The 22,039-nt window shown below is 70.6% G+C and carries 21 protein-coding genes and 1 pseudogene; 8 read left to right on the forward strand and 14 right to left on the reverse strand.

The genetic code is table 11. The features are described 5' to 3' along the window. The 3 genes and pseudogenes from HWX22_RS13950 to HWX22_RS13960 all read left to right on the forward strand — a co-directional run. Window positions 1–377: pseudogene (locus HWX22_RS13950) on the forward strand (acetyl-CoA C-acetyltransferase); the annotation flags it as partial. Window positions 378–593: 216 nt separating this feature from the next. Further along, window positions 594–1,337 (forward strand): acetoacetyl-CoA reductase, encoded by a 744-nt coding sequence (gene phbB / locus HWX22_RS13955; RefSeq protein ID WP_059820417.1) that lies wholly within the window; start codon window positions 594–596, stop codon window positions 1,335–1,337. A 199-nt stretch (window positions 1,338–1,536) separates the two neighbouring features. Continuing rightward, window positions 1,537–1,737 carry a hypothetical protein gene (locus tag HWX22_RS13960; protein WP_059528278.1) on the forward strand — a complete coding sequence of 67 codons (201 nt, stop codon included), beginning with the start codon at window positions 1,537–1,539 and terminating at the stop codon, window positions 1,735–1,737. 87 nt (window positions 1,738–1,824) lie between these two features. On the opposite strand, the gene HWX22_RS13965 is transcribed toward HWX22_RS13960, so the two are convergent. From HWX22_RS13965 to HWX22_RS14010, 10 genes are all read right to left on the reverse strand, one after another. Further along, the gene (locus HWX22_RS13965; RefSeq protein ID WP_059447900.1) at window positions 1,825–2,118 is read right to left on the reverse strand and encodes a hypothetical protein; all 294 of its coding nucleotides are present in this window, start codon (window positions 2,116–2,118) and stop codon (window positions 1,825–1,827) included. Between the two features lie 22 nt (window positions 2,119–2,140). Continuing rightward, on the reverse strand, window positions 2,141–2,677 hold the full coding sequence (locus tag HWX22_RS13970; RefSeq protein ID WP_175915840.1) for a hotdog family protein: 537 nt from the start codon (window positions 2,675–2,677) through the stop codon (window positions 2,141–2,143). Next, window positions 2,674–3,492 carry a beta-ketoacyl synthase chain length factor gene (locus tag HWX22_RS13975; protein ID WP_175915841.1) on the reverse strand — a complete coding sequence of 273 codons (819 nt, stop codon included), beginning with the start codon at window positions 3,490–3,492 and terminating at the stop codon, window positions 2,674–2,676. The genes HWX22_RS13970 and HWX22_RS13975 overlap by 4 nt, the downstream gene beginning before the upstream one ends. Further along, window positions 3,489–4,712 (reverse strand): beta-ketoacyl-[acyl-carrier-protein] synthase family protein, encoded by a 1,224-nt coding sequence (locus tag HWX22_RS13980; RefSeq protein WP_175915842.1) that lies wholly within the window; start codon window positions 4,710–4,712, stop codon window positions 3,489–3,491. The genes HWX22_RS13975 and HWX22_RS13980 overlap by 4 nt, the downstream gene beginning before the upstream one ends. A 63-nt stretch (window positions 4,713–4,775) precedes the next feature. Then, a complete protein-coding gene (locus HWX22_RS13985) occupies window positions 4,776–5,660 on the reverse strand; it encodes a polysaccharide deacetylase family protein (protein ID WP_175910611.1) in 885 nt (294 codons plus the stop codon). Continuing rightward, window positions 5,657–8,140 carry an MMPL family transporter gene (locus HWX22_RS13990; protein ID WP_175910613.1) on the reverse strand — a complete coding sequence of 828 codons (2,484 nt, stop codon included), beginning with the start codon at window positions 8,138–8,140 and terminating at the stop codon, window positions 5,657–5,659. Before HWX22_RS13990 ends, HWX22_RS13985 begins: the two co-directional genes overlap by 4 nt. Further along, entirely contained in the window at window positions 8,140–8,784 is a 645-nt protein-coding gene (locus tag HWX22_RS13995) for an outer membrane lipoprotein carrier protein LolA (RefSeq protein WP_175910616.1), read from the reverse strand. Before HWX22_RS13995 ends, HWX22_RS13990 begins: the two co-directional genes overlap by 1 nt. Next, on the reverse strand, window positions 8,781–9,755 hold the full coding sequence (locus HWX22_RS14000) for an acyl-CoA synthetase (RefSeq protein WP_175915843.1): 975 nt from the start codon (window positions 9,753–9,755) through the stop codon (window positions 8,781–8,783). The genes HWX22_RS13995 and HWX22_RS14000 overlap by 4 nt, the downstream gene beginning before the upstream one ends. After that, entirely contained in the window at window positions 9,752–11,512 is a 1,761-nt protein-coding gene (locus HWX22_RS14005; RefSeq protein WP_175915919.1) for an AMP-binding protein, read from the reverse strand. Before HWX22_RS14005 ends, HWX22_RS14000 begins: the two co-directional genes overlap by 4 nt. A 65-nt stretch (window positions 11,513–11,577) precedes the next feature. After that, a complete protein-coding gene (locus HWX22_RS14010) occupies window positions 11,578–12,222 on the reverse strand; it encodes a hypothetical protein (protein ID WP_175910619.1) in 645 nt (214 codons plus the stop codon). Between the two features lie 565 nt (window positions 12,223–12,787). Between HWX22_RS14010 and HWX22_RS14015 the strand changes: the two genes are divergently transcribed. The 5 genes from HWX22_RS14015 to HWX22_RS14035 all read left to right on the forward strand — a co-directional run bounded on the left by HWX22_RS14015 (window position 12,788) and on the right by HWX22_RS14035 (window position 17,112). Next, window positions 12,788–13,072 carry a phosphopantetheine-binding protein gene (locus HWX22_RS14015; RefSeq protein ID WP_082722004.1) on the forward strand — a complete coding sequence of 95 codons (285 nt, stop codon included), beginning with the start codon at window positions 12,788–12,790 and terminating at the stop codon, window positions 13,070–13,072. Between the two features lie 115 nt (window positions 13,073–13,187). After that, window positions 13,188–13,904 (forward strand): 3-oxoacyl-ACP reductase FabG, encoded by a 717-nt coding sequence (fabG, locus tag HWX22_RS14020; protein ID WP_175915844.1) that lies wholly within the window; start codon window positions 13,188–13,190, stop codon window positions 13,902–13,904. Between the two features lie 89 nt (window positions 13,905–13,993). Next, window positions 13,994–15,283 (forward strand): endoribonuclease L-PSP, encoded by a 1,290-nt coding sequence (locus HWX22_RS14025; protein WP_175915845.1) that lies wholly within the window; start codon window positions 13,994–13,996, stop codon window positions 15,281–15,283. Between the two features lie 110 nt (window positions 15,284–15,393). Beyond that, window positions 15,394–16,200, forward strand: a complete 807-nt coding sequence (locus HWX22_RS14030; protein ID WP_175915846.1) for a glycosyltransferase family 2 protein — start codon at window positions 15,394–15,396, stop codon at window positions 16,198–16,200. A gap of 150 nt (window positions 16,201–16,350) precedes the next feature. Further along, window positions 16,351–17,112 (forward strand): M48 family metalloprotease, encoded by a 762-nt coding sequence (locus HWX22_RS14035; RefSeq protein WP_175915847.1) that lies wholly within the window; start codon window positions 16,351–16,353, stop codon window positions 17,110–17,112. Window positions 17,113–17,225: 113 nt separating this feature from the next. Here HWX22_RS14035 and HWX22_RS14040 read toward each other — a convergent pair whose 3' ends face one another. Genes HWX22_RS14040 through HWX22_RS14055 form a run of 4 tightly spaced genes read right to left on the reverse strand, consistent with a single transcriptional unit; the run spans window position 17,226 to window position 21,927 of the window. Further along, window positions 17,226–18,926 carry a lactate permease LctP family transporter gene (locus HWX22_RS14040; RefSeq protein WP_175910625.1) on the reverse strand — a complete coding sequence of 567 codons (1,701 nt, stop codon included), beginning with the start codon at window positions 18,924–18,926 and terminating at the stop codon, window positions 17,226–17,228. Between the two features lie 51 nt (window positions 18,927–18,977). Beyond that, the gene (locus HWX22_RS14045) at window positions 18,978–20,423 is read right to left on the reverse strand and encodes a LutB/LldF family L-lactate oxidation iron-sulfur protein (protein ID WP_175910627.1); all 1,446 of its coding nucleotides are present in this window, start codon (window positions 20,421–20,423) and stop codon (window positions 18,978–18,980) included. Then, window positions 20,420–21,133 (reverse strand): LUD domain-containing protein, encoded by a 714-nt coding sequence (locus tag HWX22_RS14050; RefSeq protein ID WP_175915848.1) that lies wholly within the window; start codon window positions 21,131–21,133, stop codon window positions 20,420–20,422. Before HWX22_RS14050 ends, HWX22_RS14045 begins: the two co-directional genes overlap by 4 nt. Further along, window positions 21,130–21,927 (reverse strand): (Fe-S)-binding protein, encoded by a 798-nt coding sequence (locus tag HWX22_RS14055; RefSeq protein ID WP_175915849.1) that lies wholly within the window; start codon window positions 21,925–21,927, stop codon window positions 21,130–21,132. The genes HWX22_RS14050 and HWX22_RS14055 overlap by 4 nt, the downstream gene beginning before the upstream one ends. Window positions 21,928–22,039 lie beyond the last annotated feature (112 nt).

Raw genomic sequence — 22,039 nt, forward strand, 5'->3', positions numbered from 1 at the left:
GCCTGACGCCGCTCGCGCGGATCAAGGCATACGCGAACGCGGGCGTGGATCCGAGCGTGATGGGCATGGGTCCGGTGCCGGCATCGCGCCGCTGCCTGGAGCGAGCGGGCTGGACGCCGGGCGACTTGGACCTGATGGAAATCAACGAGGCATTCGCGGCGCAGGCGCTGGCGGTGCACAAGCAGATGGGCTGGGACACGTCGAAGGTGAACGTGAACGGCGGTGCGATCGCGATCGGTCACCCGATCGGCGCGTCGGGCTGCCGGATCCTGGTGACGCTACTGCACGAGATGGTTAAGCGCGACGCGAAGCGCGGGCTGGCGTCGCTGTGCATCGGCGGCGGGATGGGTGTTGCGCTCGCGGTCGAACGCGATTGAGCACGGTCTGACGATATTGCACGCGTGCGGCGCCGGCCAGCGCCGCACACATGCGCAGCAACCTTCGCGCGGAACAAGCAGCCAACAATACGCGTGATGTTCCGGTGCGCGCCGTGTCCGCCTTGCGGGCGCCAGCGCACCACAGCGGTGGGGCGGCAGCATGTGCCATGCCGTCGCTCCGCATCATTGATTACTTTTTTGTCGGTAACTCATAGGATGACTAAGCGAATTGCAGTTGTGACTGGTGGAATGGGCGGCCTCGGCGAAGCGATCAGCATCCGGTTGAACGATGCGGGCCACCGGGTCGTCGTCACGTATTCGCCGAACAACGCGGGCGCCGATCGCTGGCTGACGGAAATGCATGCGGCCGGCCGCGAATTCCATGCGTATCCGGTGGACGTGGCCGATCACGATTCGTGCCAGCAGTGCATCGACAAGATCGCCCGGGACGTCGGCCCGGTCGACATCCTGGTGAACAACGCGGGCATCACGCGCGACATGACGCTGCGCAAGCTCGACAAGGTCAACTGGGATGCGGTGATTCGCACCAACCTCGATTCCGTGTTCAACATGACGAAGCCGGTCTGCGACGGCATGGTCGAGCGCGGCTGGGGACGCATCGTCAACATCTCGTCGGTCAACGGCTCGAAGGGCTCGGTCGGCCAGACCAACTACGCGGCCGCGAAGGCCGGCATGCACGGCTTCACGAAATCGCTCGCGCTCGAGATCGCGCGCAAGGGCGTGACGGTGAATACGGTATCGCCGGGCTATCTCGCGACGAAGATGGTGACGGCGATCCCGCAGGACATCCTCGATACGAAGATCCTTCCGCAGATTCCGGCGGGACGGCTCGGTCAACCCGAGGAAGTCGCGGCGCTGATCGCGTTTCTGTGCTCGGAGGAGGCCGGCTTCGTGACGGGCTCCAACATCGCGATCAACGGCGGCCAGCACATGCACTGACGCGCGGCGGCCCGGGCGGCGTTCGCGCGCGCGTCCGGGCCGTGCTCCCGCTGTATCCAGTGCCGGGGCAACGCGCCAAGCGCGTGGTGACGGATCACGGACGCAGGTTCGCCGCGCATGCGGCAGGCCGAGTGCGCCCGCGCTCCGGCCGCCGCGTCGCGGCACGCGCGCCGCACCGGCCTCGCATTCCGGAGGAGGCATGGGTGACACCTGGATGGGACTCGCGATCGGCGGCTCGGCACTGGCCGTCGCGCTGACGATGGCGATCGCGCTTCACTGGCTCGAGCGGCGCCGCGCGCGGCTGCTGCGCAACTTCGATCATCGCGATTGCTGGCTCGTCGCGTACGGCAAGTGCCTCGCGCGCGGGCCGGCGCGTCGCACGCGCAGCGGCGCGCGCTGACGGCGGCGGTGCGGCAACGGCGCGTTCACGCGTCGTGCCGCATTGCGCGCATTCATGTGCGGTGCGCGGTGCGCGGGACGCCCGCGCTCAATCGCTGCTTTTCGCCGAGCCTTCGCCCGAATCGTTCTTGTGGAAGATCCGCTTCGTCGTGCGCTTGGTGGCATCCCAGCCCTCGCGCGACGCATGCGCGATGCCATGGCCGACCGTCTTCGCGGCGCTCGCGGTCGCGTGGCCGAAGCTGCGCGCGGCCTCGCCGGTCTTGTGCGCGGCTTCCTTCGAATCGCGCTTGATGTCCTGCTTCACTTCCGACATGTCCGCGTGCGCGATCGGGCTGATCAGCGCGAGAACGAACGCGGTGCAAATGAACTGACGTGCTTTCACGACCTGGTTTCCTTGGGGATAGTCATCGAGGGTCCGCGCGGCCGGCAGGCGGCGGAACGAGTACGCCGGCCGCCGATGCATCGAGCATCACCGCGGCGCGGCCGCCGAGCAGCACGCGCTCGCCGCAGCGCAGCGTGAAGCCGTACAGCACGGAGCGGTCGTCGCCGCCGATGCGCTCGGCGTCGACGGTCAGCGGCAGCTCGAACGTGTCGAGCCGATCGACGAACGCGTCGACGTTGCGCACGCTCGCCAGATAGCCGGCGCGCGGCCGCGCGGGTTCCGTCTGCGCGCGTTGCGCACCGACCAGCGCGCCATGCACGGCCATCGCCTGTGCCGCGTATTCGATTCCGCAGACCGATGCGAGCCGGCCGCGCGAGCGCAGCGGGTTGTGCGGATCGCGATGGCTCGTCGCGCTGCAGCGGATCCGCGCGGCATCCCATGCTTCGACGCGATCGAGCAAGCACATCGCGCCGTCGTGCGGAATGTGCGCGGCGATCCATGCGCGATCGAGCGTGGCCGTCGTCAGCGCAGGCATCGGCGTCGAGACGGGCGTCGTCATGGCGCGTGCCCCGCCGTGGGATCCGCCGGCGCGATATCGACCTGCACGCGCGCATCTTCCAGATAATCGAGCACGACACTTGCCGTGCGCCGCGCGGCGAGCGCGTCGAGCAGCGGCAGTGCGCGCGCGGCCGGATTGCCGGTGCGCAGCGCGTCGAGTTCGGGGTTCGCGAGCGTCGTCGCCGGCGCGTCGGTGAGCTGCACGTCGATGCGCGCGAGCGTGCGTTCGCTCGCGTCGGGCGCGAGCACGAGCGCGACGCCGAATGCGTCGACGATCGGCCGTACCGCGCGCAGCGGCTCCGGATAGTCGGTATCGTAGGCGATCAGCAGGCTCGGCACGCGATCGACCGCGACCTGGCACACGCTCTCGAGCAGGCCCGCGGCAAAGCTGCCGTCGTGCGCGCACAGCACGTTCGACGTCGCCATCGCGCGGGTCGCGATGCTCCAGTAGCCGGCCGGCGCGTTGTGCACGGAGTTGTGAAAGCGCGTGGGCGACAGGTGACGATCGTCGCCGGCGAGGGTCTCGCAGATCGCGTGGCAGTTCTGGCCGTCGCCGCCGGACGCGCTGAACACGGTCGCGAGCGTGGCGGCATCGCGCCCGCTCGCGGCCGCCGCCTCGAGGCCGACCGCCAGCGCGACGCGCACGACGGGGCCGGTGCGGCGGCGTTCCGCCGGCGGCAGGCTGGCGGGCGGCGGCAGCACGGTGCGCGTGCTCGCATAGGCCGCGCGGCCCGCGAGCACGTCGGCCGCGTGCGACCAGTCGTTCAGTCCCGGCCCGACGAGGCCGACGCTTTCGATGAAGGCGGTGAGGGTCATGTCGGCTCCCCGCAGCGGGCATGCTCGGCGCGGCCGAGGATCAGGCTGCAGTTCGTGCCGCCGAATCCGAACGAATTCGACAGGACCGCACGCACGCGGGCCTCGCGGCTCGCCAGCACGTAGTCGGCGGCCAGCGCCGGGTCGGGTTGCGTCGTGTTGACGCCGGCCGGCACGAACTGCTCGCGCAGCGCGAGCGCGGCGACGACCGCTTCGAGCGCGCCGGCCGCACCGAGCGTGTGACCGGTCGCCCCCTTCGTCGAGCTGCACGGCGTGCGCGTGAGCAGCGCGCCCACGGCGCGGCTTTCGGCGGCATCGTTGCTGGGCGTTGCGGTGCCGTGCAGGTTCACGTAGTCGATGTCGCCTGCAGCGAGGCTGGCCGAGGCGAGCGCCTGTTCGATCGCGAGCCGGGCACCGAGCCCTTCCGGATGCGGCGACGACATGTGATGCGCATCGCTCGATTCGCCGATGCCGAGCAGCAGGATCGCGTCGTCGTCGAGCGCGGTGCGTGTATTTGGCACGCGTTCGAGCAGCGCGAACGCAGCCGCTTCGCCGATCGAGATGCCGTCGCGCGCGACGTCGAACGGCCGGCACGGCCGGCGCGACAGCAGTTCGAGCGAATTGAAGCCGTACAGCGTCGTCAGGCACAGCGAATCGACGCCGCCGACGACGGCCGCGTCGATCAGCCCCGCTTCGATCATCCGTCGCGCGGAGCCGAACACCTTCGCGCCGGACGAACACGCGGACGAGATCGCCATCGCCGGCCCGCGCAGCGCGAAATACGCGCGCACGAACGCGGCCGGCGAATACGGGTTGTGCGTGTTTGCATAGCGGAAGCCGGCGGGCAGCGCGCCGCTCGCCGGATCGCGTTGCTCGTATGCGCGCTCGGTTTCGAGGATGCCTGACGTGCTCGTGCCGATGAACACGCCGACGCGCGCGGCGCCATGGCGCGCCACGGCCGCCGCGACGCGCGCGTCGAAGCCGTCCTGGACGAGGCCGAGTTGCGCGAGGCGGTTGTTGCGGCAGTCGAAGTCGGCGAGATCCGTGCGCACGGGATGCGTATCGACACCGTCCACGGCGCCGATCCAGGTGTCGAGATCGGCGCGTTCGAAGTCGCACGGCGTGAGCCCGCCGCGTGCGTTGCGCAGCGCGTCGAGGGTCGCGTCGAGGCCGCTGCCGATGCAACTGGTGGCGGTGAAGTGCGAGAGCAGGAGAGGTTTCACGAGGGTCGTATCCGGTGGCCGGAACGGGCGCCGCAGCGGGGCTGGCGGGCGCGCCGGGCATGGTCAGATTTTATCAAACGGGGGTGCCGGCATGCCCGGCTGGCCGGGCGGTTCGGGCGCGAGCGCGGCGCGCAGCGTGGTCCAGTGCAGCTGCGCATCGGCGGCCGCGCGCAGCAGCGCCGGCAGCACGTCGAGCACGACCGGTTCTCCGCGCGCGTCGCGTGCCGCGTGGCCGTCGTGCACGAGCAGGATGTCGCGCGGCGCCAGTCCGTCGAGCAGGCGGCGCGTGACGAGGTCCGCGTCGCGCGCGCGCGTGTCGAAACCACGGCGCGTCCAGCTGGCGAGCTGCAGGCCGAGCTCGCACAGCACCGGCTCGAGAAACGGATTGCGCAGGCCGGCCGGCGCGCGGAAGAAGCGCGGGCGCGTGCCGGCGATCTCGGTCAGCGTCTGCTGCGCGGCCGCGATTTCGCGCCGCAGCGCGGCGGGCCCCGACAGCGAGAACGTATGCCGGTGCCGCTGGCTGTGATTCTCGACCGCATGGCCGCGCGCGACGATCGCTTCGATCCACTTCGGATGGCGGCGCGCGAGATCGCCGATGCAGAAGAACGTCGCGCGCGCATCGTGACGATCGAGCAGGTCGAGCACGCGCGGCGTGACGTCGGGGTCCGGGCCATCGTCGATCGTCAGCGCGATCCGGCGGCCGGCGCCGGCCGGCAGGCGCGTCCAGTTCGGTCCGAGCAGCGCGCTGCGCGGCCACAGGCCGGCGGCGGTCAGTGCGAGATGCGACGCAACCACGCCGCCGGCGGCCCACGGCCAGGCAGCCGGTTGCGCGACGACCGCTGCGAGCGCACCCGCGTGCAACGCCGCGGTGCCCGCGATCAGCGGCGTCGGTTTCCAGCGGCGCGCATCGCCGGACAGCCGAGGTGGAACGGACGACGGCGCGTTCATGCGCGGGCTCCTGTCAGGTCGGGACGAGCGCTGCTCGTCGCCGCGGCGCGCGGCGCGAGAATCGCGGCGAACGCGAGCGCCAGCATCGCGCCGGGGCCGACGGTCAGCCCGAAGGTTTCGAGCAGCGGCACGCGCGACAGCGCGAGCAGGCCGAAGCCGGCGACCGTCGCGAGGTTCGCGATCAGCAGCGATACGAGTGTGTACGGCGTGACCGGTTGCGCGTCGTCGCGCTTGCAGAAGAACAGCGCATAGTTCGAGCCGACCGCGACGATCAGCAGCATCCCGACGAGATGCAGGATGGTCAGCGGCACGGCGGCGAGCGCGAAGCCGGCCGTCACCACCAGCACGGCCGCGACCAGCGGCGCGAGCGCGCGCACGACGCGGCGCGGCGAGCGCAGCGCGATCAGCAGCAGCACGGCGATCGCCGCGAAACCCGCGAGCGACAGCCGGATGTCCTCGTGCACATAGTTCACGTACAGGCGGTCGGCTTCGGCCTTCATGTCGACGAACAGCGCATCCGGCACGCCGGCGCGCGCGACGGCCGCGCGGATCGGCGCAGCATCGAGCGCCGGCGCCGACGCCGCCGAAGCTGAGCGTGCGGCATCCGGCGCGCGCAGCGGCAACATCGCGCTCCAGCGGCCCGCGCGCTCGGTCAGCAGCGCGTCGACGGCGAGCGCCATCGACGTGCCGCGCAGGTCCGCGCGCGTGATCGGCGGCGCGTGGCGTGCGGCTTCGACATCGGCGATGAACGGTGCGAACAGCTCGGGCCGCACCGAGATCGGCTGGTTCGCGACGGCCGCACGCATGCGCGCGGCGAGCACGTCCGCGTCCGGCAGGCTCGCCTGGCGCGCGCGCTGCGCGGCGTCGCTCGGCAGGTAGCGCGCGGGACTTTCGAAGCCCGCGAGCGTGCCGCGATCGACGAGCGGCTGCAATTGCGCGGCGACCTGTTCCGCGCGTTCGAGCGCGGCCTGTTCGGTCGGCGCGGAAATCACGACGAGGTAGCGCACGTCCGGCGCGCCGACATCGGCGCGCAGACGTGCGTCGAGGGCCTGCGCGCGGGCGGGGACGGGGCTCAGCGCCGCAAGCTCGCGGCTCCACAGGCCGCCGCGATGCAGCACGAGCGTCGCGCACGCGGCGAGCACGAGCACGGCGAGCGGCCAGCGCAGCCGCGGCGCCGCAGCGGCCGCACGCGCGAGCACCGCGCCGACGCGCGACACGTCGCGAATCGCGACGTGCTCGCCGCGCAGGTGAGGCAGCACGAAGCGCGTGACGAGCGCGGCGGCCGTCAGCCCGGCGATCGAGTACAGCCCGAGCTGCACGAGGCCCGGAAAACCGGAGAACAGCATCGACGCGAAGCCGCACACGGACGTCAGCACGCCGAGCCGGATCGTCGGCCAGTACGCGGCGAGCCATGCGCGCGTCGCGTCGGCGGGCCGCGCCGTGCCGCGCGCGCCGACCTGCGCCGATTGCACGAACAGGTAGATCGAATAGTCGACGGCTTCGCCGATCAGCGTCGTGCCGAAGCCGAGCGTCAGTCCGTGGACCGTGCCGAACGCGGTGCTGACCGCCGCGATGCCGGCCGCGATGCCCGTCAGCACCGGCAGCAGCCCCAGCGCGAGCGTGCGCGGCGAGCGGTACAGCGTTAGCAGCAGCGCGACGATCAGCACGACGCTCGCCGTCGACAGCCGTTCGACGTCGTGCCGGATCGTGTCGCGCGTGTCGACCGAGAACACGCCGGGGCCGGTCATCGCGAGCGTGTACGCGGCGCGGTTCGGCAGCGTCTGCGTCGCGGCGGAGAACGCGCGGCGCACCGCGTCGATCGCGCGCGCCTGCGCTTCGGTGTCGGAGCCGGCGGCGGCCGTCTGCACGACCAGCACCGCGCGCGTGCCGTCGCGCGACGCCCACACGCCGTCGCGCATCGCGGGCTGCGCGCCGCTGTCGAGCTGGTCGACGAGCGCGGTCACTTCGCCGGTCGGGTCGCGCGGCAACATCGCCTTCGCGACGAGACCCGCCGACGAGCTCAGCAGGTCGAGGCTGTCGCCGAGCGCCTGGTGCAGGCCGTCCGCGCTGAAGCGTTGCGGCGCGACGGCCGGGCTCAGCAGGTAACGATGGTCGAACACGAATTGCCGGTCGCGCGCGTCGTTGACGGCTTCGCCGTTGTTGATCGCCGAGAATTGCCGGTCGGCGCGCAGCGTGCCGGCGACGCGCCGCGACAGCGCGGCGCGCGTGGCCGCATCGCCGCCGTCGATCGCGACGAGGATCAGCCGCGACACGATGCCGTCGCGCAGTTGATCGACGAGCACGCGCTGCCCGGCGCTCGGCGCGCGCGGCAGGAACGCGGACAGGTCGGCCGTGAAATTCGCGCGGGCGATCGCGATCCCGCACGCGACGAGCGCGAGCAGCCACACGAGCACCGCGCGCTGCCGCCACGCGGACGGGCGGTGCGCGACGGGGGCGGTTGGCCGGGTGCGCTCGTCCATCACTTCGCCGGGACGGGTTGCAGGCGCATCGTCGAATGGTCGCCGTCGGCCTGCTGGATCGCGACGCTGCGCAACACGTCGCGCGAGCCTTCGAGCGTGATCGTGCTGACGACCTTCAGCATCCGCGAATCGAGCGGCGTGAGCATCAGCGTCCAGTCGTCGCCGCGACCGGCGAGCGCGACCTTGTAGACCTGCTCGAGCGCGTAGCGATTGCCGGCGAGCGTCGCGCGGATGCTGTCGATGAACGCGCCGAGCTCCGGATAGCGCGCGAGCGCGAGCGTGTATTTGCGGTTGTTGCGCTCGACGGTGAGCATGTCGCCGTCGACGACGAGATGTTCGGGCTTCGGACTGAGCGTGTGCTTCTCGAGGTGGTCGGGCGCGACGAACACGAGTTCGCCCGACGATTCGAGCGGTTGCGCGGCGATCGACAGCGACTTCGTCTCGGTGAACGTCGCGCGTCCGGACTTGTGCTGCGCGAGCGTCGACATCAGCCGGTCGAGGGTCCACGCCGAACCGGTGTCGGCCGCGTGCGCGGGCAGCGCGAGCGCGACGGCGGCCGTGACGGCGAACGTGCGCGCCGAGCGGCGCAGCACGGGCGCGGACGGCAGCGGGAACAGCGACAGGAAGCGGAGAACGGCGGTCATGCGTCGGAATCCCTCGTGGCGGACAGGCCGGCGCACGCGCGCGCATCGTCGCGGCGCGCGGCGGCCGTGCCGGTCTGCCAGAAATCGAAATAGTTGAACCAGTTGTACGGGGCCGCGCGGCAATACTTGTCGAGCAGCGCGACGTAACGCGCGAGCGCCGCGTCGACGGCCGCCGCGCGCGCGTCGCGACGCACGTCGGAGAAATCGGCGAGTGTCTCGAAGTGCACGTCGTAGCGGTTGCCGTCGCGATAGAGGCCGGTCATGAACAGCACCGGGCGCCGCAGCATCGCGGCCATGTACAGCGGCCCGAGCGGAAACGCGGCCGGTGCGCCGAGCAGCGGCAGCCGCCGCAGCGAGGTTGCCGCATCGTCGAGCAGCGTGCGGTCGGCGAGCATGCCGACCATGCAGTTCGCGTCGAGACGCTCGCGCACCTTCAGCATCGAGTCGACCTGCCCGAGCGGAATCACTTCCGGTTTCGCGGCCGGGTTCACGGCGGCGAGCGTCGCGTTGATCTTGCGCGCGTTCTCTTCGAACATCGTGACGACGACGCGCAGGTCCGGACGCGTGCGGCCGATCGCGCGCACGACTTCGAAGCTGCCGAGGTGCGCGCCCATCAGGAATGCGCCGCGCCCGCCCGCGAGCGCGGCGTCGACCCGCGTTTCGCCATGCAGCCGGATGTCGAACAGGTCGAAGCGGCCGTTCATCAGGTAGATGCGGTCGTGGATCGTCGCGGCGAACGTGAACACGTGCCGATACACGTCGCGCCAGCGCGCGGGACGGCCGAGCGCGCGGCGCAGATAGTCGCGCGACGCCGAGCAGGCTGCCGGCGAGAACAGCACGAAATAGGTTGCGATGGCGTGCAGCACGACACGCGACGGCTGCCGGCCGAACCGCAGCGAGATCCAGGTCATCGCGCGCAGCAACGCCGCGTTGCTGCGTTCCTGGCGCTCGGCCCACGCGGTGCGCTTCATGGCCGTGCACCGTCCTGCGCGGCGGCTGGCGCGGACAGCACGCCGGTGGCGACGTCGCGCGCGCCGGCGCGCAGCGTGAAGCGGATCGCGCCGCCGGCCGCCGCATCGAACGCGAGATCGAGCGGCTCGCCGGGCGCGACCGGGCTGAGGAATTTCGCGGAAGCCAGCCGCCACGTGTGCAGCGGGCGGTTCAGCGACGCGCCGAGCGCGGCGATCGCGTGATCGAGCAGCACGACGCCCGGCACGATCGGATGACCGGGGAAATGACCGGGCAGCGCCGGGTGATCGGCGGGAATCGTGAACGCGAGCGGCGCATCCGTCTCGGCGCGCGCGCTCGCGTCGGCCGCCGCGGCGCGCGTGTGCCGTGCGACGAGCGCGGCGAGCACGTCGCGCGGCAGCTTGCCCGTTTCGTTGCGCGGCAAGGCGTCGACGAACACGAGCGGACGCGGCATGAAGGCGGGATCGATCCGTTCGCGCAGCGCGCGCTGCAGGTCGGCCGCGGCGAGCGTTGGCGCGACCACGAGCGCGACGAGCCGCGTGACCGGTTCGCGGGGTGCATCGGCGTCGGCTGGTGCGGCGTCGTCCGGCATGAAGAACACACCGTCGACGACGTCGGCGATCGCGTTCAGTTGGTGATTCAGATAGGCGAGCGACGTGCGCTTGCCCGCGATGTTGACGAGGTCCGCCTTGCGGCCGTGCAGCAGGAACCGGCCGTCGCCGAGCAGTTCGAGCGCGTCGCCCATCGGCACGGGGGTTTCGACGTGTCCGCCCGACGCCCATACGGTCGGGCCGCTGTCGTCGCCCGCGGCGTCGCGGCCCGGCCCGTCCTGTGCCGCGCGCGCGTCGAGGCGGATGCCGGGGAACAGCTGCCACGTTGCGCCTTGCGACGTGCGGCGCGTCGCGATCTGGCCGGTCTCGGTGCTGCCGTAGATCTCGACGAGCGGCGCATCGAGCGCGGCCTCGGCTTCGCACGCGAGCTTTTCCGACAGCGGTGCGGTGGCCGACAGCACGAGCGCGGCCGGCGGCAGCGCATGGCCGGCCGACAGCAGCGCGCGCAGGTGAATCGGTGACGTGACGAGCACGCGCGGCTGCGGGATCGCGGCGAGTTCGTCGCGAATGTCGACGGGGTAGAAGGGCTGGCGGTTGCTGAACGCGAGGCCGCCGATCAGCGCGAGCAGCACCGTCGACTCGAAGCCGTACATGTGTTGCGCGGGCACGGTGCCGATCAGCGTGGCCGCGCGGCCGTCGAGCAGGCCGAGGCGGTCGGCCGCCGCGCGCACGCAGCCGACCAGGAAGCCCCAGGTCTTGCGGTGCGGCACCGGCGCGCCGGTCGAGCCGGACGTGAACACGTACGCCATGATGCGCGACGCGTCGATCCGCGGCACCACGCACGGCGCGTCGTCGAGGCGGTCGCCGGGTGCGGCGTCCGGATAGGCGAAGCGCGGCAGGTCGATCGCGCAGTCCGGCGCGTCGTGCAGACAGAACGCGTCCGGTGCGAACGACGCGAGCTGGCGCACCATCTCCGGCGTGTGCGTCGACGGCAGCAGGCTGATCCTGCCGGCGACGAGCGCCGCGCACAGGCTGACCGCGAAGCGGTAGCGATCGCGGCACACGTTGAACACGTGACCGCCGGCGGGCAGTGCGGCGGCCACGCGCGCGACGTCGGCGACGAACGCGCGCACGCTGACGGGCGTGCCGTCGCGCCAGGCGATCGTCTGGTCCGGCGAGGAATGGAACACCAGCGGGTAAGTCGGCATAAATCGGCTGAAGCGGGAGACGGTGGCCGGCGCGGCCGCAATGCGGCGCCGCGCCGGCCATGAATTCATCGTGACGGCTGCGTCGACGCGCGGTATGCGCGCACCGCGTCGACCATCCGCGGCCGCGCGTCGTGCGGCAGTGCGAAGCGCCGGCACGCATGCTCGGCCGCGAACATCACCGCGACGAGCGGCAGCGACAGGTAGTTCGCGAACGTCGACCACGCGACGATCGGCGCGGTCGCGAACAGCAGCGTCGACACGGCGGCGATCGCGACGAAGAACAGCGTCCATGCGAGCGTGATGCGCCGCGTGTAGCGCGCGACGGCCGGCGAGATCGTGCCGTGGATCATCGTCGCGAAGCGCGTGCACAGCGGCACCTGGCCGGCCGCGAGCGTGCGGCCGAACAGCAGCGCCATCGCGAGGTTGAAGCTCGCGTGCTCCAGATACAGGCCCCATTCGAAATGGCGCGCGAGCGGGGCACGCGCGGCCCACAGCGCGGCGGCGGCGAGCAGCCACGCCGGCACGAGCCATGCCCGCTTCGGCGAGCGCAGTGCTGCGCCGAGCGCGAGCAGCAGCGGCGGCACGAGCGCCATCGCGAGGCCGAAGCCGTGCGCGCCGGGTGTCGCGGCCGCGTAGTGCGCGCCGATCTGGTACGCCGCCACCGCGGCGACCGCGCCGACGCCGCGTGCGATGCCGAGCGGCGAGCTCATCGCGGCGCTCCGGGCGCGCGGCGCGTGCGCGCATTGCCGTCGTCCGTCGCGGCACGGCGGCGGACGGGCGGGCAAACCGGGGCGAGGCGAATGGACGGGCGCGGCATGGCTGCTGGAAACATCGGGCGGATCAGGGGGCGGACGTGTTCGTCGGGCCGTCAAACATCATATGAATGGTGGCCGGGACGCATGTCCGGGCCGGCTGTCATGCACGCACATTTTAGGGCCGCGGCGCGGCGGTTCGAGGTCGGCGCAGCCGGGTTTTGTAACCGAATGTATGGCAGCGAACTGAACCTTTCGCGATGGTGATTCATTTCCGCCCGAAGCGGCTCAAGCGTCTGCTGCGATCGGGTCCCGAAACCGGCCGCGGCGGGGGCCTTCAGTCTGTAACCATTCCCCGTATACGTGCCGATACCCATCGTCTAGAATCCGCGTAACTTTTACAAACGACCCCCAATAACGCAGGCGGGGAAGCCGGCAGACGCCGGAGGGACGGAGATTGGCGCGCGCTTCGCACGCGCCGGGCGTGCACGACGATTGCCGTTTCCGGGCGCCTCCCGCTGCCATGGGCCGCCTGCCCGCAAGCATGATGAACGCACTGGAACAAGAGCTCGCCACGCTGATCATCGGCGAACTGAATCTCGAAGACGTCCCGCTCGAAACGGTGACGGCCGGGACCCCGCTGTATGGCGAGGGCTTCGGGCTCGACTCCATCGACATCCTGGAAATCGCGCTGCTGATCTCGAAGAAATACGGCTTCGAACTGCGCTCGGACAATCCGGACAACCAGAAGATCTTCGCGACGCTCGGCGCGCTTGCCGAGTACGTCGCCGCGCATCGCACCAAGTGACGGCGGCGCGCGCGAACGCGACGCGGCACGCAGACGATGACGGCACGCGGCGGCGGCCGCTGGACGAACCACGGCCGCGTCGATCGAGAGGAAACGCGATGAACGGAGCAAGGCGATGCGGGCGCTCGTAACGGGCGGCAGCGGCGCACTCGGGCAGGCGATCTGTGCGGCGCTCGCGCAGGCCGGCCACGAAGTCTGGGTGCACGCGAACCGGAATCTCGCGCAGGCGGAGGCGGTCGCGCAGCAGATCGTCGCGGCCGGCGGCACCGCGCATGCGCTTGCATTCGACGTGACCGACGCCGATGCGACGCTCGCGGCCCTCGCGCCGTTCATCGACGACGCACCGGTGCAGATCCTCGTCAACAACGCGGGCATTCACGACGACGCACCAATGGCCGGCATGTCGCGCCGGCAGTGGCACAGCGTGATCGACGTGACGCTCAACGGTTTTTTCAACGTGACGCAGCCGTTGCTGCTGCCGATGATCCGCACGCGGCGCGGCCGGATCGTCAACATCGCGTCGGTCGCCGGCGTGACCGGCAACCGCGGGCAGGTCAACTACGCGGCCGCGAAGGCGGGGCTGATCGGCGCGACGAAGTCGCTGTCGCTGGAGCTCGCGTCGCGCGGCATCACGGTGAATGCGGTCGCGCCCGGCATCATCGAATCGCCGATGGCCGACCCTGCGTTTCCCGCTGAACGGATCAAGCAGCTCGTGCCGGCGCAACGCGCGGGCCGGCCCGACGAAGTCGCGGCGATGGTCGCGTATCTGGTATCCGATGCGGCTGCTTATGTGACGGGACAGGTGCTGTCCGTCAACGGCGGGCTTGCATGACGACGCGCGCGGCGTCGGCTTGACGCGAAGCAACGGCGCGCAACGCGGCGCGTGGCCGCGAGCCCGCATCGCATAGTGAGGAAATCGAAGTGTCAGTGCATCCAGTCGACGCCGAACGGCGAGCGTATTCCCTGTCGTCCGCCACGACCGCGGTCGCGCGTGAACACATGACGGGCGGAGCCGCCGTATCGGGCGCGGGCATTTCGCCCGCAGCAAACGGCGGCAACCGTGCGCTGCGACTCGTCCGGATCGATCATGCGCGGCTGGCTGCGCTGCTGCACGATGCGCGGCAGCGCGGCGACGCATTCGACCGCGTGTTTCCCGGCGCGCTGGGTGCGGTCTGCATCGGCGCGGCCGGAGCGCCGACCGATGCGATGGCCCGCATGCTCGCCGCCGCCGCGCCCGACCTGCCGCTCGCACCGGTGCAGATGGCGCTGCTCGACGCCGGCGGCCACGCACGCGCCGGCGCGGTCTGCGAAATCTGGCAGTGCGACGCGCCCGACCTGCGCAGCGAGCGACGCGGCGCGCTGCAGTATCGCTTCAGCGAAGCGGCGGGGCTCGTATTTGGCAGCATCGTCGTGCAGGAAGAGGAGGAAGCGGCCGATGCCGATCGCGACGGCGGCACGCCGCTCGAGCGCGCGACACACGATGCATACCGCGCGCTGTTCGACGCGCTCGATGCACTCGGCATCGCGCATCCGCTGCGAATCTGGAATACCGTGCCCGCGATCAACGCGCTGCAGTTCGGGATCGAGCGCTATCGTCAGTTCAATATCGGCAGGCAGCGCGCGTTCGACGCGTGCCGTCGCGCGCTGACGGGCAGCGTGCCGGCGGCCTGCGCGCTCGGCTCGGTCGTGCCCGTCGCGGGCGACACGCCGCCCGCCGCGCCGCTCGCGATCCATTTCATCGCGACCCGCACGCCGGCCGATCCGGTCGAGAACCCGCGCCAGGTCAGCGCGTATCACTACCCGGCGGAGTACGGCCCGCGTGCGCCGACGTTCGCGCGCGCGGCAGCGTGGCCCGGCGACGATGCCGCGCCGTTGCTGTTCGTGTCGGGCACCGCCAGCATCGTCGGGCATTGCACCGTGCATCGCGGCGACGTCGTCGCGCAAACGCGCGAGACCATCGCGAACCTGGCCGCCGTGCTCGAGCAGGCGGCGCGGCAAGGGCACGGCCCGTTCGCGCTCGCCGACCTGAACTACCGCGTCTACGTGCGCGACGCCGGCGATGCCGCGGCGCTCGCCGCGATCGATCGCGCGCTGCGCGATGCGGCGGGCCCCGGCGTGCGGCCGTTGTTCGTCCACGCGGACGTGTGCCGCGACGATCTGCTGGTCGAGATCGAAGCGAGCGCCGGCCATCCGCTGGAGTACCTGTCGTGAAGCGCGCGGCCCTGTCACTGCGCGAACGCGGCGTCGACGAAGCCTGTCGACAGTCGCCTGCAGGTCATAAACTTTTGTCAGGATCCCCGTCTTCGCAATCGGCCGTTCCCATGTCCAAGCTGCACGCCTCGTCCACCCATCTCGTACTGATTCCGAGCTACAACCCGGGCATCAAGGTCGATACGACCGTGCGCAACGCCCGCGCACAGTGGAACCCGGTGTGGGTCGTCGTCGACGGCAGCACCGACGGCAGCGCCGAGCGGCTGCAGGCGATGGCCGAGCGCGACCCCGGGCTGCGCGTGATCGTGCTGCCGGAGAACCGCGGCAAGGGCGCCGCGGTGCTGGCCGGGCTCGACGCGGCGGCCGCAAGCGGCTTCACGCACGTGCTGACGATGGACTCCGACGGCCAGCATCCGGCCGACCTGATTCCCGAATTCATGGCCGCGTCGCAGGCGGCGCCGGACGCGATGGTGCTGGGCCTGCCGAAGTTCGACGCGAGCGCGCCGCAACTGCGCGTGCAGGGCCGGCGGCTGTCGAACGGATGGGCCGATCTGGAGACGCTGTGGGCCGGGATCGGCGATTCGCTGTACGGCTTTCGCGTGTATCCCGTCGCGCCGCTCGCCGCGATCATGCATCGCCAGCCGTGGATGCGCGGCTTCGACTTCGATCCGGAAGCGGCCGTGCGACTGTGCTGGGCCGGGGTGCGGCCGATTCGCATCGAAGCGCCGGTGCGCTACTTCGGCGCGCACGAGGGCGGCGTGTCGCATTTCCACTATGGCCGCGACAACGTGCTGCTCGCATGGATGCACCTGCGGCTCTTCGCCGGTTTCGTGGTGCGGCTGCCGATGCTGGTCGCGCGGCGGCTCACGCGCCGGTCGCGTTCGACGTTCAGCCGGTCATCCGGTCGCGGCGATTGATGAGCTGATTGCCGTCAATTCGCTGACCAATCGCGTCGTTAGTTTCGAATCGCTGCGCAATCAAGTTGTCATTTGATGTAAACGTCTGGTAATTTTCTGCCGGATTATGCAAAATCGCCGCTCCTAAATACAACTACCGAGGGATCCGGGATGCATATCAAGAAAGCGGCGGCAGCGTGTGGCATGGCGTTCCTGTTGAGCGCATGCGGCGGCGTGCAGAATCTCGACGCGAACAGCCTGACGTCGGCGGGGACCAGCCTGTTCAAGGCGGCGACGCTGTCGGACAGCGACATCGCGGTGCTGTCGAACGACTCGTGCAAGGCGAGCGACGCCGAATCGAAGATCGCCGCGCCGAACAGCGCGTACTCGAAGCGCCTGACGAAGGTGATGAAGGGCTTCGGCGACATGACGCTGAACGGCCAGAAGATCAACTACAAGGTCTACGTGACCAAGGACGTCAACGCGTGGGCGATGGGCAACGGCTGCGTGCGCGTATACAGCGGCCTGATGGACATGATGAACGACGACGAACTGCGCGGCGTGATCGGTCATGAAATGGGCCACGTCGCGCTGGGTCACTCGAAGAAGGCGATGCAGACCGCCTACGCGGTCAGCGCGGCGCGCACCGCGGCCGGCGCGGCATCGCCGGGCGTCGCGGCCCTGACGAGCTCGCAGCTCGGCGACATCACCGAGAAGTTCATCAACGCGCAGTTCTCGCAGACGCAGGAAAGCGCGGCCGACGACTACTCGTTCGACCTGATGAAGCAGAAGAACATGAATCAGAAGGGCCTCGTCACCGCGTTCCAGAAACTCGCGCAGCTCGATGGCGGCAAGAGCTCGATGATGAGCTCGCACCCGTCGTCGGCGAGCCGTGCCCAGCACATCCAGGATCGCATCGCGAAGGGCAGCTGATCGCCGTCTGGTGCGCCGGCCGCGTCCGGCGCCCGGGATGAACGAAACCCCACGCTCTTGCGGGCGTGGGGTTTTTGTTTTTCGGCGAACCGGAAAGCGGCCGCGCCGCTTGCTTACGGCACCATCCCCGGCAGCACGTAGGCCTGCACGAGCGTGATCAGGCCGACGATCACCGCGAACAGCAGGCTGTGGCGCACCGTGAAGCGGAACAGCTCCGATTCCTTGCCGACGAGGCCGGTCGCCGCGCATGCGACCGCGATCGACTGCGGCGAGATCATCTTCGCGGTCACGCCGCCCGTGGTGTTCGCGGCGACGGCGAGCGTCTCGGGCACGCCGAGCTGGTGCGCGGTCGCTTGCTGCAGCGAGCAGAACAGCGCGTTCGACGACGTATCCGAGCCGGTCAGGAATACGCCGAGCCAGCCGAGGAACGGCGAGAAGAACGGGAACGCGGCGCCGGTCGCGGCGAGCATCAGCGCAAGCGTCGACGACATCCCCGAGTAGTTCGCGACGAACGCAAACGCGAGCACGAGGCCGATCGACAGGATCGGGCGCGTGAGTTCCTTCAGCGTCTCGCCGAACGTGACGAGCCCGTCGCGCGGCTTCATCCGCAACAGCGCCATCGAGATCAGCGCGGTCACGAGGATCGCGCTGCCCACCGCCGACACGAGATCGATCTTCAGCACGGCGTCGAGCACCTTCGGCGTCGCGGCGATCGGCGCGGTCTTCACGACGAGCTGGTCGAGCCCGGCCACATGGAATTTCAGGACGGTCGACGCGAGCGCGCCGTGCGCGGCGAACAGCGCCTTGAACGGCGCGATGCTCCACACGGTGACGACGGCCGTCAGGATCAGGAACGGCGACCACGCGCGCACGGTCTGCGCGAGCGTATACGGCGACGCTTGGCGGCTCGCACCCGAGCTGTTGCCGCCCGCGCCGAAACCTGCGAGCGCCGCGCCGCCGCCGGACGCGACGAGGCCGCCGGCCGTCTGCTTCGCGCTGCTCGGTTGCCAGACCTTCAGGAACGCGGCAAGCGACACGAGGCTGACGAGCGACGACGTGATGTCCGGCAGTTCGGGCCCGATGTGGTTCGACGTGAAGTACTGCGTGATCGCGAAGCTGCCGCCGGCGACGAGCGCGGCCGGCCAAGTCTGCCGCACGCCGCGCAGCCCGTCCATCATGAACACGAGCCAGAACGGCACCGCAAGCGACAGCAGCGGCAACTGGCGGCCGGCCATCGCGCCGATGTGGAACGCGTCGATGCCGGTCACCTGTCCGGCGACGATGATCGGAATGCCCATCGCGCCGAATGCAACCGGCGCGGTGTTTGCAATGAGACACAGTCCGGCCGCGTGCAGCGGCTTGAAGCCGAGGCCGACGAGCAGCGCGGCTGTGATCGCGACGGGCGCGCCGAAGCCGGCCGCGCCTTCGAGGAACGCGCCGAACGAAAAGCCGATCAGCAGCATCTGCAGCCGCTGGTCGTCGGTGATCGACAGCACCGACGCACGGATGATGTCGAACTGCCCCGTCTTCACGACGATCTTGTACAGGAACACGGCCGCGACGATGATCCACGCGATCGGCCACAGGCCGTACGCGAAGCCGAAGCCGGCTGCCGCGAGCGCCTGCGGCACGGGCATGCCGTAAGCGAGGATCGCGACGCCGAGCGCCAGCAGCAGCGTGATCGCGGCGGCGACGTGCCCCTTCATCCGCAACGCGGCGAGCGCGACGAAAAAGAAGATGATCGGGATCGCGGCGACGAGCGCCGACAGCCCGAGGCTGCCGAGCGGGGTGTAGATCTGATGCCAAACCTGCATGGGTGTCTCCTCCATGGATTGCTATCGGTACGGGTTTGAAAGCGAGGGGGTCTATTCGGGCTGGCCGCGTGCGCGCAGCAGGTCGGACAGGCTGCGCGGCGCCGGCTCGAGCGGCGTGCGGTGCTGCGTCCAGCCCATTTGCCTGGCCGGCGTCAGCGCGCGCAGCCGCGTCGCGGTCCAGCGGAATGCGCGATACGCACGCGGATGCGCGAATGCGCCGGACCAGAAGCGCCACACGAGGTCTTCCGCGCGGTTGTAGTTCGCGCCCTGGCCGCGCAACGGATGCGCGACGGGTTCGTCGGGCTTGCGGTTCGCCTCGGTGCGCAGCCGCACGAGCAGCTGCGGGATCGGAATCCGGACCGGGCACACCTCGCCGCACGCGCCGCACAGCGTCGACGCGGTCGGCAGGTCGGCCGTCGCGTCGAGGCCGAGCAGGTGCGGCGAGATGATCTTGCCGATCGGGCCCGGGTAGGTCGTCCCGTATGCGTGGCCGCCGATGCGCGTATAGACGGGGCAGTGATTCATGCACGCGCCGCAGCGGATGCATTGCAGCGTCGCGCGCAGCTGTTCGTCGGCGTAGGCCTGCGTGCGGCCGTTGTCGAGCAGCACGAGATGCAGCTCGCGCGGGCCGTCGCGTTCGCCGTCGCGGCGCGGACCCGAGATCAGGTTGAAGTAGGTCGTGATCGCCTGGCCGGTGGCCGAGCGCGTCAGGAGACTCGACAGCGGCACGATGTGCTCGAGTTTCTCGACGACCTTCTCTATGCCCATGATCGCGACGTGCGTGTCGGGCACGGTGGTCGACAGCCGGCCGTTGCCCTCGTTCTCGACGAGCCACAGCGTGCCCGTGTCGGCCGCCGCGAAGTTCACGCCGGACAGGCCGATGTCGGCTTCCGCGAATGCGCGGCGCAGCGCGCGCCGGCCGGTCTGGATCAGCTCGTCGACGTCCTCCGTGTAGCGCGTGCCGGGGATGTGCTCCTCGAACAGCTCGGCGATGTCGCCGCGCGTCTTGTGGATAGCCGGCATCACGATGTGCGACGGCTTCTCGCCCGCGAGCTGCACGATGAACTCGCCCATGTCGGACTCGATGCAGTCGACGCCGTGATCCGCGAGGTAATGGTTCAGCTCGATTTCCTCGCTTGCCATCGACTTGCCCTTGATCACGCGGCGCGCTTTCTTCGCCTGCGCGATGCCGAGCACGATCGCGTTCGCGTCGGCGGCGGTCTCGGCCCAGTGCACGTGCACGCCGGCCGCCGTGAGCTTCGCCTCCAGCCGCTCCAGCAGCGCGGGCAGTTGCGCGAGCGCGTGCTGCCGCACGGCTTCGCCGAGATCGCGCAGTTGCTGCAGCTCGGTGTCGTCGGGGAACTGGGTCGCGCGCTTGCCCTGCAGGAAGTCCATCGCGCCGCGAAAGCTCCGGCGCAGCGCGGGATCGTCGAGCGCGGCGCGCGCGCGGGCCTTGAAGTCGCCGGGGGCGACGAATTGCAGCGGTTGGTCGCTCATCGCGGCAGGTCCTGGCGGGCGGTTGCGGTCGGTTCGGTGACGATCACGACCCAGAGGTTGCGCGGCCCGTGTGCGCCATACGCGAGGGTCTGCTGGATGTCGGAGGTCTTCGACGGGCCCGACACCAGCACGACGTTGGTCGGCATGCCGGCGTGCCAGCGCTCCGCGTGCACGGCCGCGTGGAGGTCCGCGTGCAGCGTGTTCGCATGGACGAGCGCGACGTGCAGCGGCGGCACCAGCGATACCGTGCGCGGCGTGCCGGCATCGGGCGCGAGCACGACGGTGCCGGTCGCCGCGATGCCCGAGCGCGCGACGGTGAAGCCTGCGTCGATCGTGTCGAACAGCTCGGCTTTCCACGCGTCGATCGGCCGGTCGAACGGCACCGGCGCGACCGCGTCGGGCAGCGCACGCGCGAGGGCCGCGGATTCGGCGCGGGCCGGGTCGAGCAGCAGGCGGCGCACGCCGGCGTCGGCGAGGCGTGCGGCAAGTTGCGCGGGCCACGCATCGGCGGTGGCGCACCAGACGTCGGCGTGCGACGCGGCGAGCACGGCCTGCATCGTCTGCGCGAGCGTATGGGAATCGGGCGTGACCGGTGCGCGGCGCGCCGCGTAATGCGTGTCGATGCGCGCATCAAGGGCGGGTGCGGCGTTCGCGGCGGCGCCGGGCGCGGCGGCGCGCAGGCGCGCGAGGATGGCGTCGCGCGCGCTCATTTCGCGTCTCCGCGCAGCGAGCCGGCGCCTGCCGTGCGGCGCCACAGGAAGCTTGCGAGATGCTCGACGGGCAGCGTCGCGCCGGCCTTGGTCGCGGCGTGGCCGATGTTCAGCAGGCAGCCGCAGTCCGCCGACACGAGCCGGTCGCAGCCCGTCGCGCAGGCCGATGCGACCTTGTCGTGCACCATCGCGCCGGAGATGTCGGGGTGTTTCAGCGAGAACGTGCCGCCAAAGCCGCAGCATTCCGATTCGCGTTCGTGTTCGATGCGCGTGACGCCCGGCAGCGCGTCGACGAGCGCGACGCCGTGCACGCGCGTGCCCATCTCGCGGCGGGCCGCGCACGACGTGTGCAGCACCACGCGCTCGTTCGGGCCGGCGTTCGTGTCGATGCGGTCGAGCCGCACGTCGAGCACATGGACGAGGAATTCGGCGAGTTCGTAGGTGCGCTCCGCGATCGCGCGCGCCTTCGGGCCGTGCACGGGGTCGTCGGTGAAGAGGGCCGGCCAATGGTGCCGGATCATGCCCGCGCACGAGCCGGACGGCACGATCACGGGCCACGGCTCGGCGAACAGATCGAGCTGCGCGGCCGCGACGCGGCGAGCCTCGTCGGGATTGCCGCTGCTGTAGGCCGGCTGCCCGCAGCAGCTCTGGCCGCGCGGATAGTGGACGGTCAAGCCTTCACGTTCCAGCAGGCGGACCGCGTCGAGCCCGGCTTCGGGGACGAACAGGTCGACCAGGCAGGTCGCGAACAGATAGACGTGCGCGGGGGCGGCGGGGTAGTGCCTTTCGTTCATGTCTCGCTCCAAGGTGCCGGCCCGGCAAGCGAATGCGGGACGACGATTTCGCTGCATAATTCCCGCGACGGCGCCGCAGCTCAAATTGGTTGGGCCAATCGGCGCGGCGGGT

Source organism: Burkholderia sp. BCC1638, assembly GCF_902833195.1.
Taxonomy (GTDB): Bacteria; Pseudomonadota; Gammaproteobacteria; order Burkholderiales; family Burkholderiaceae; genus Burkholderia; species Burkholderia diffusa.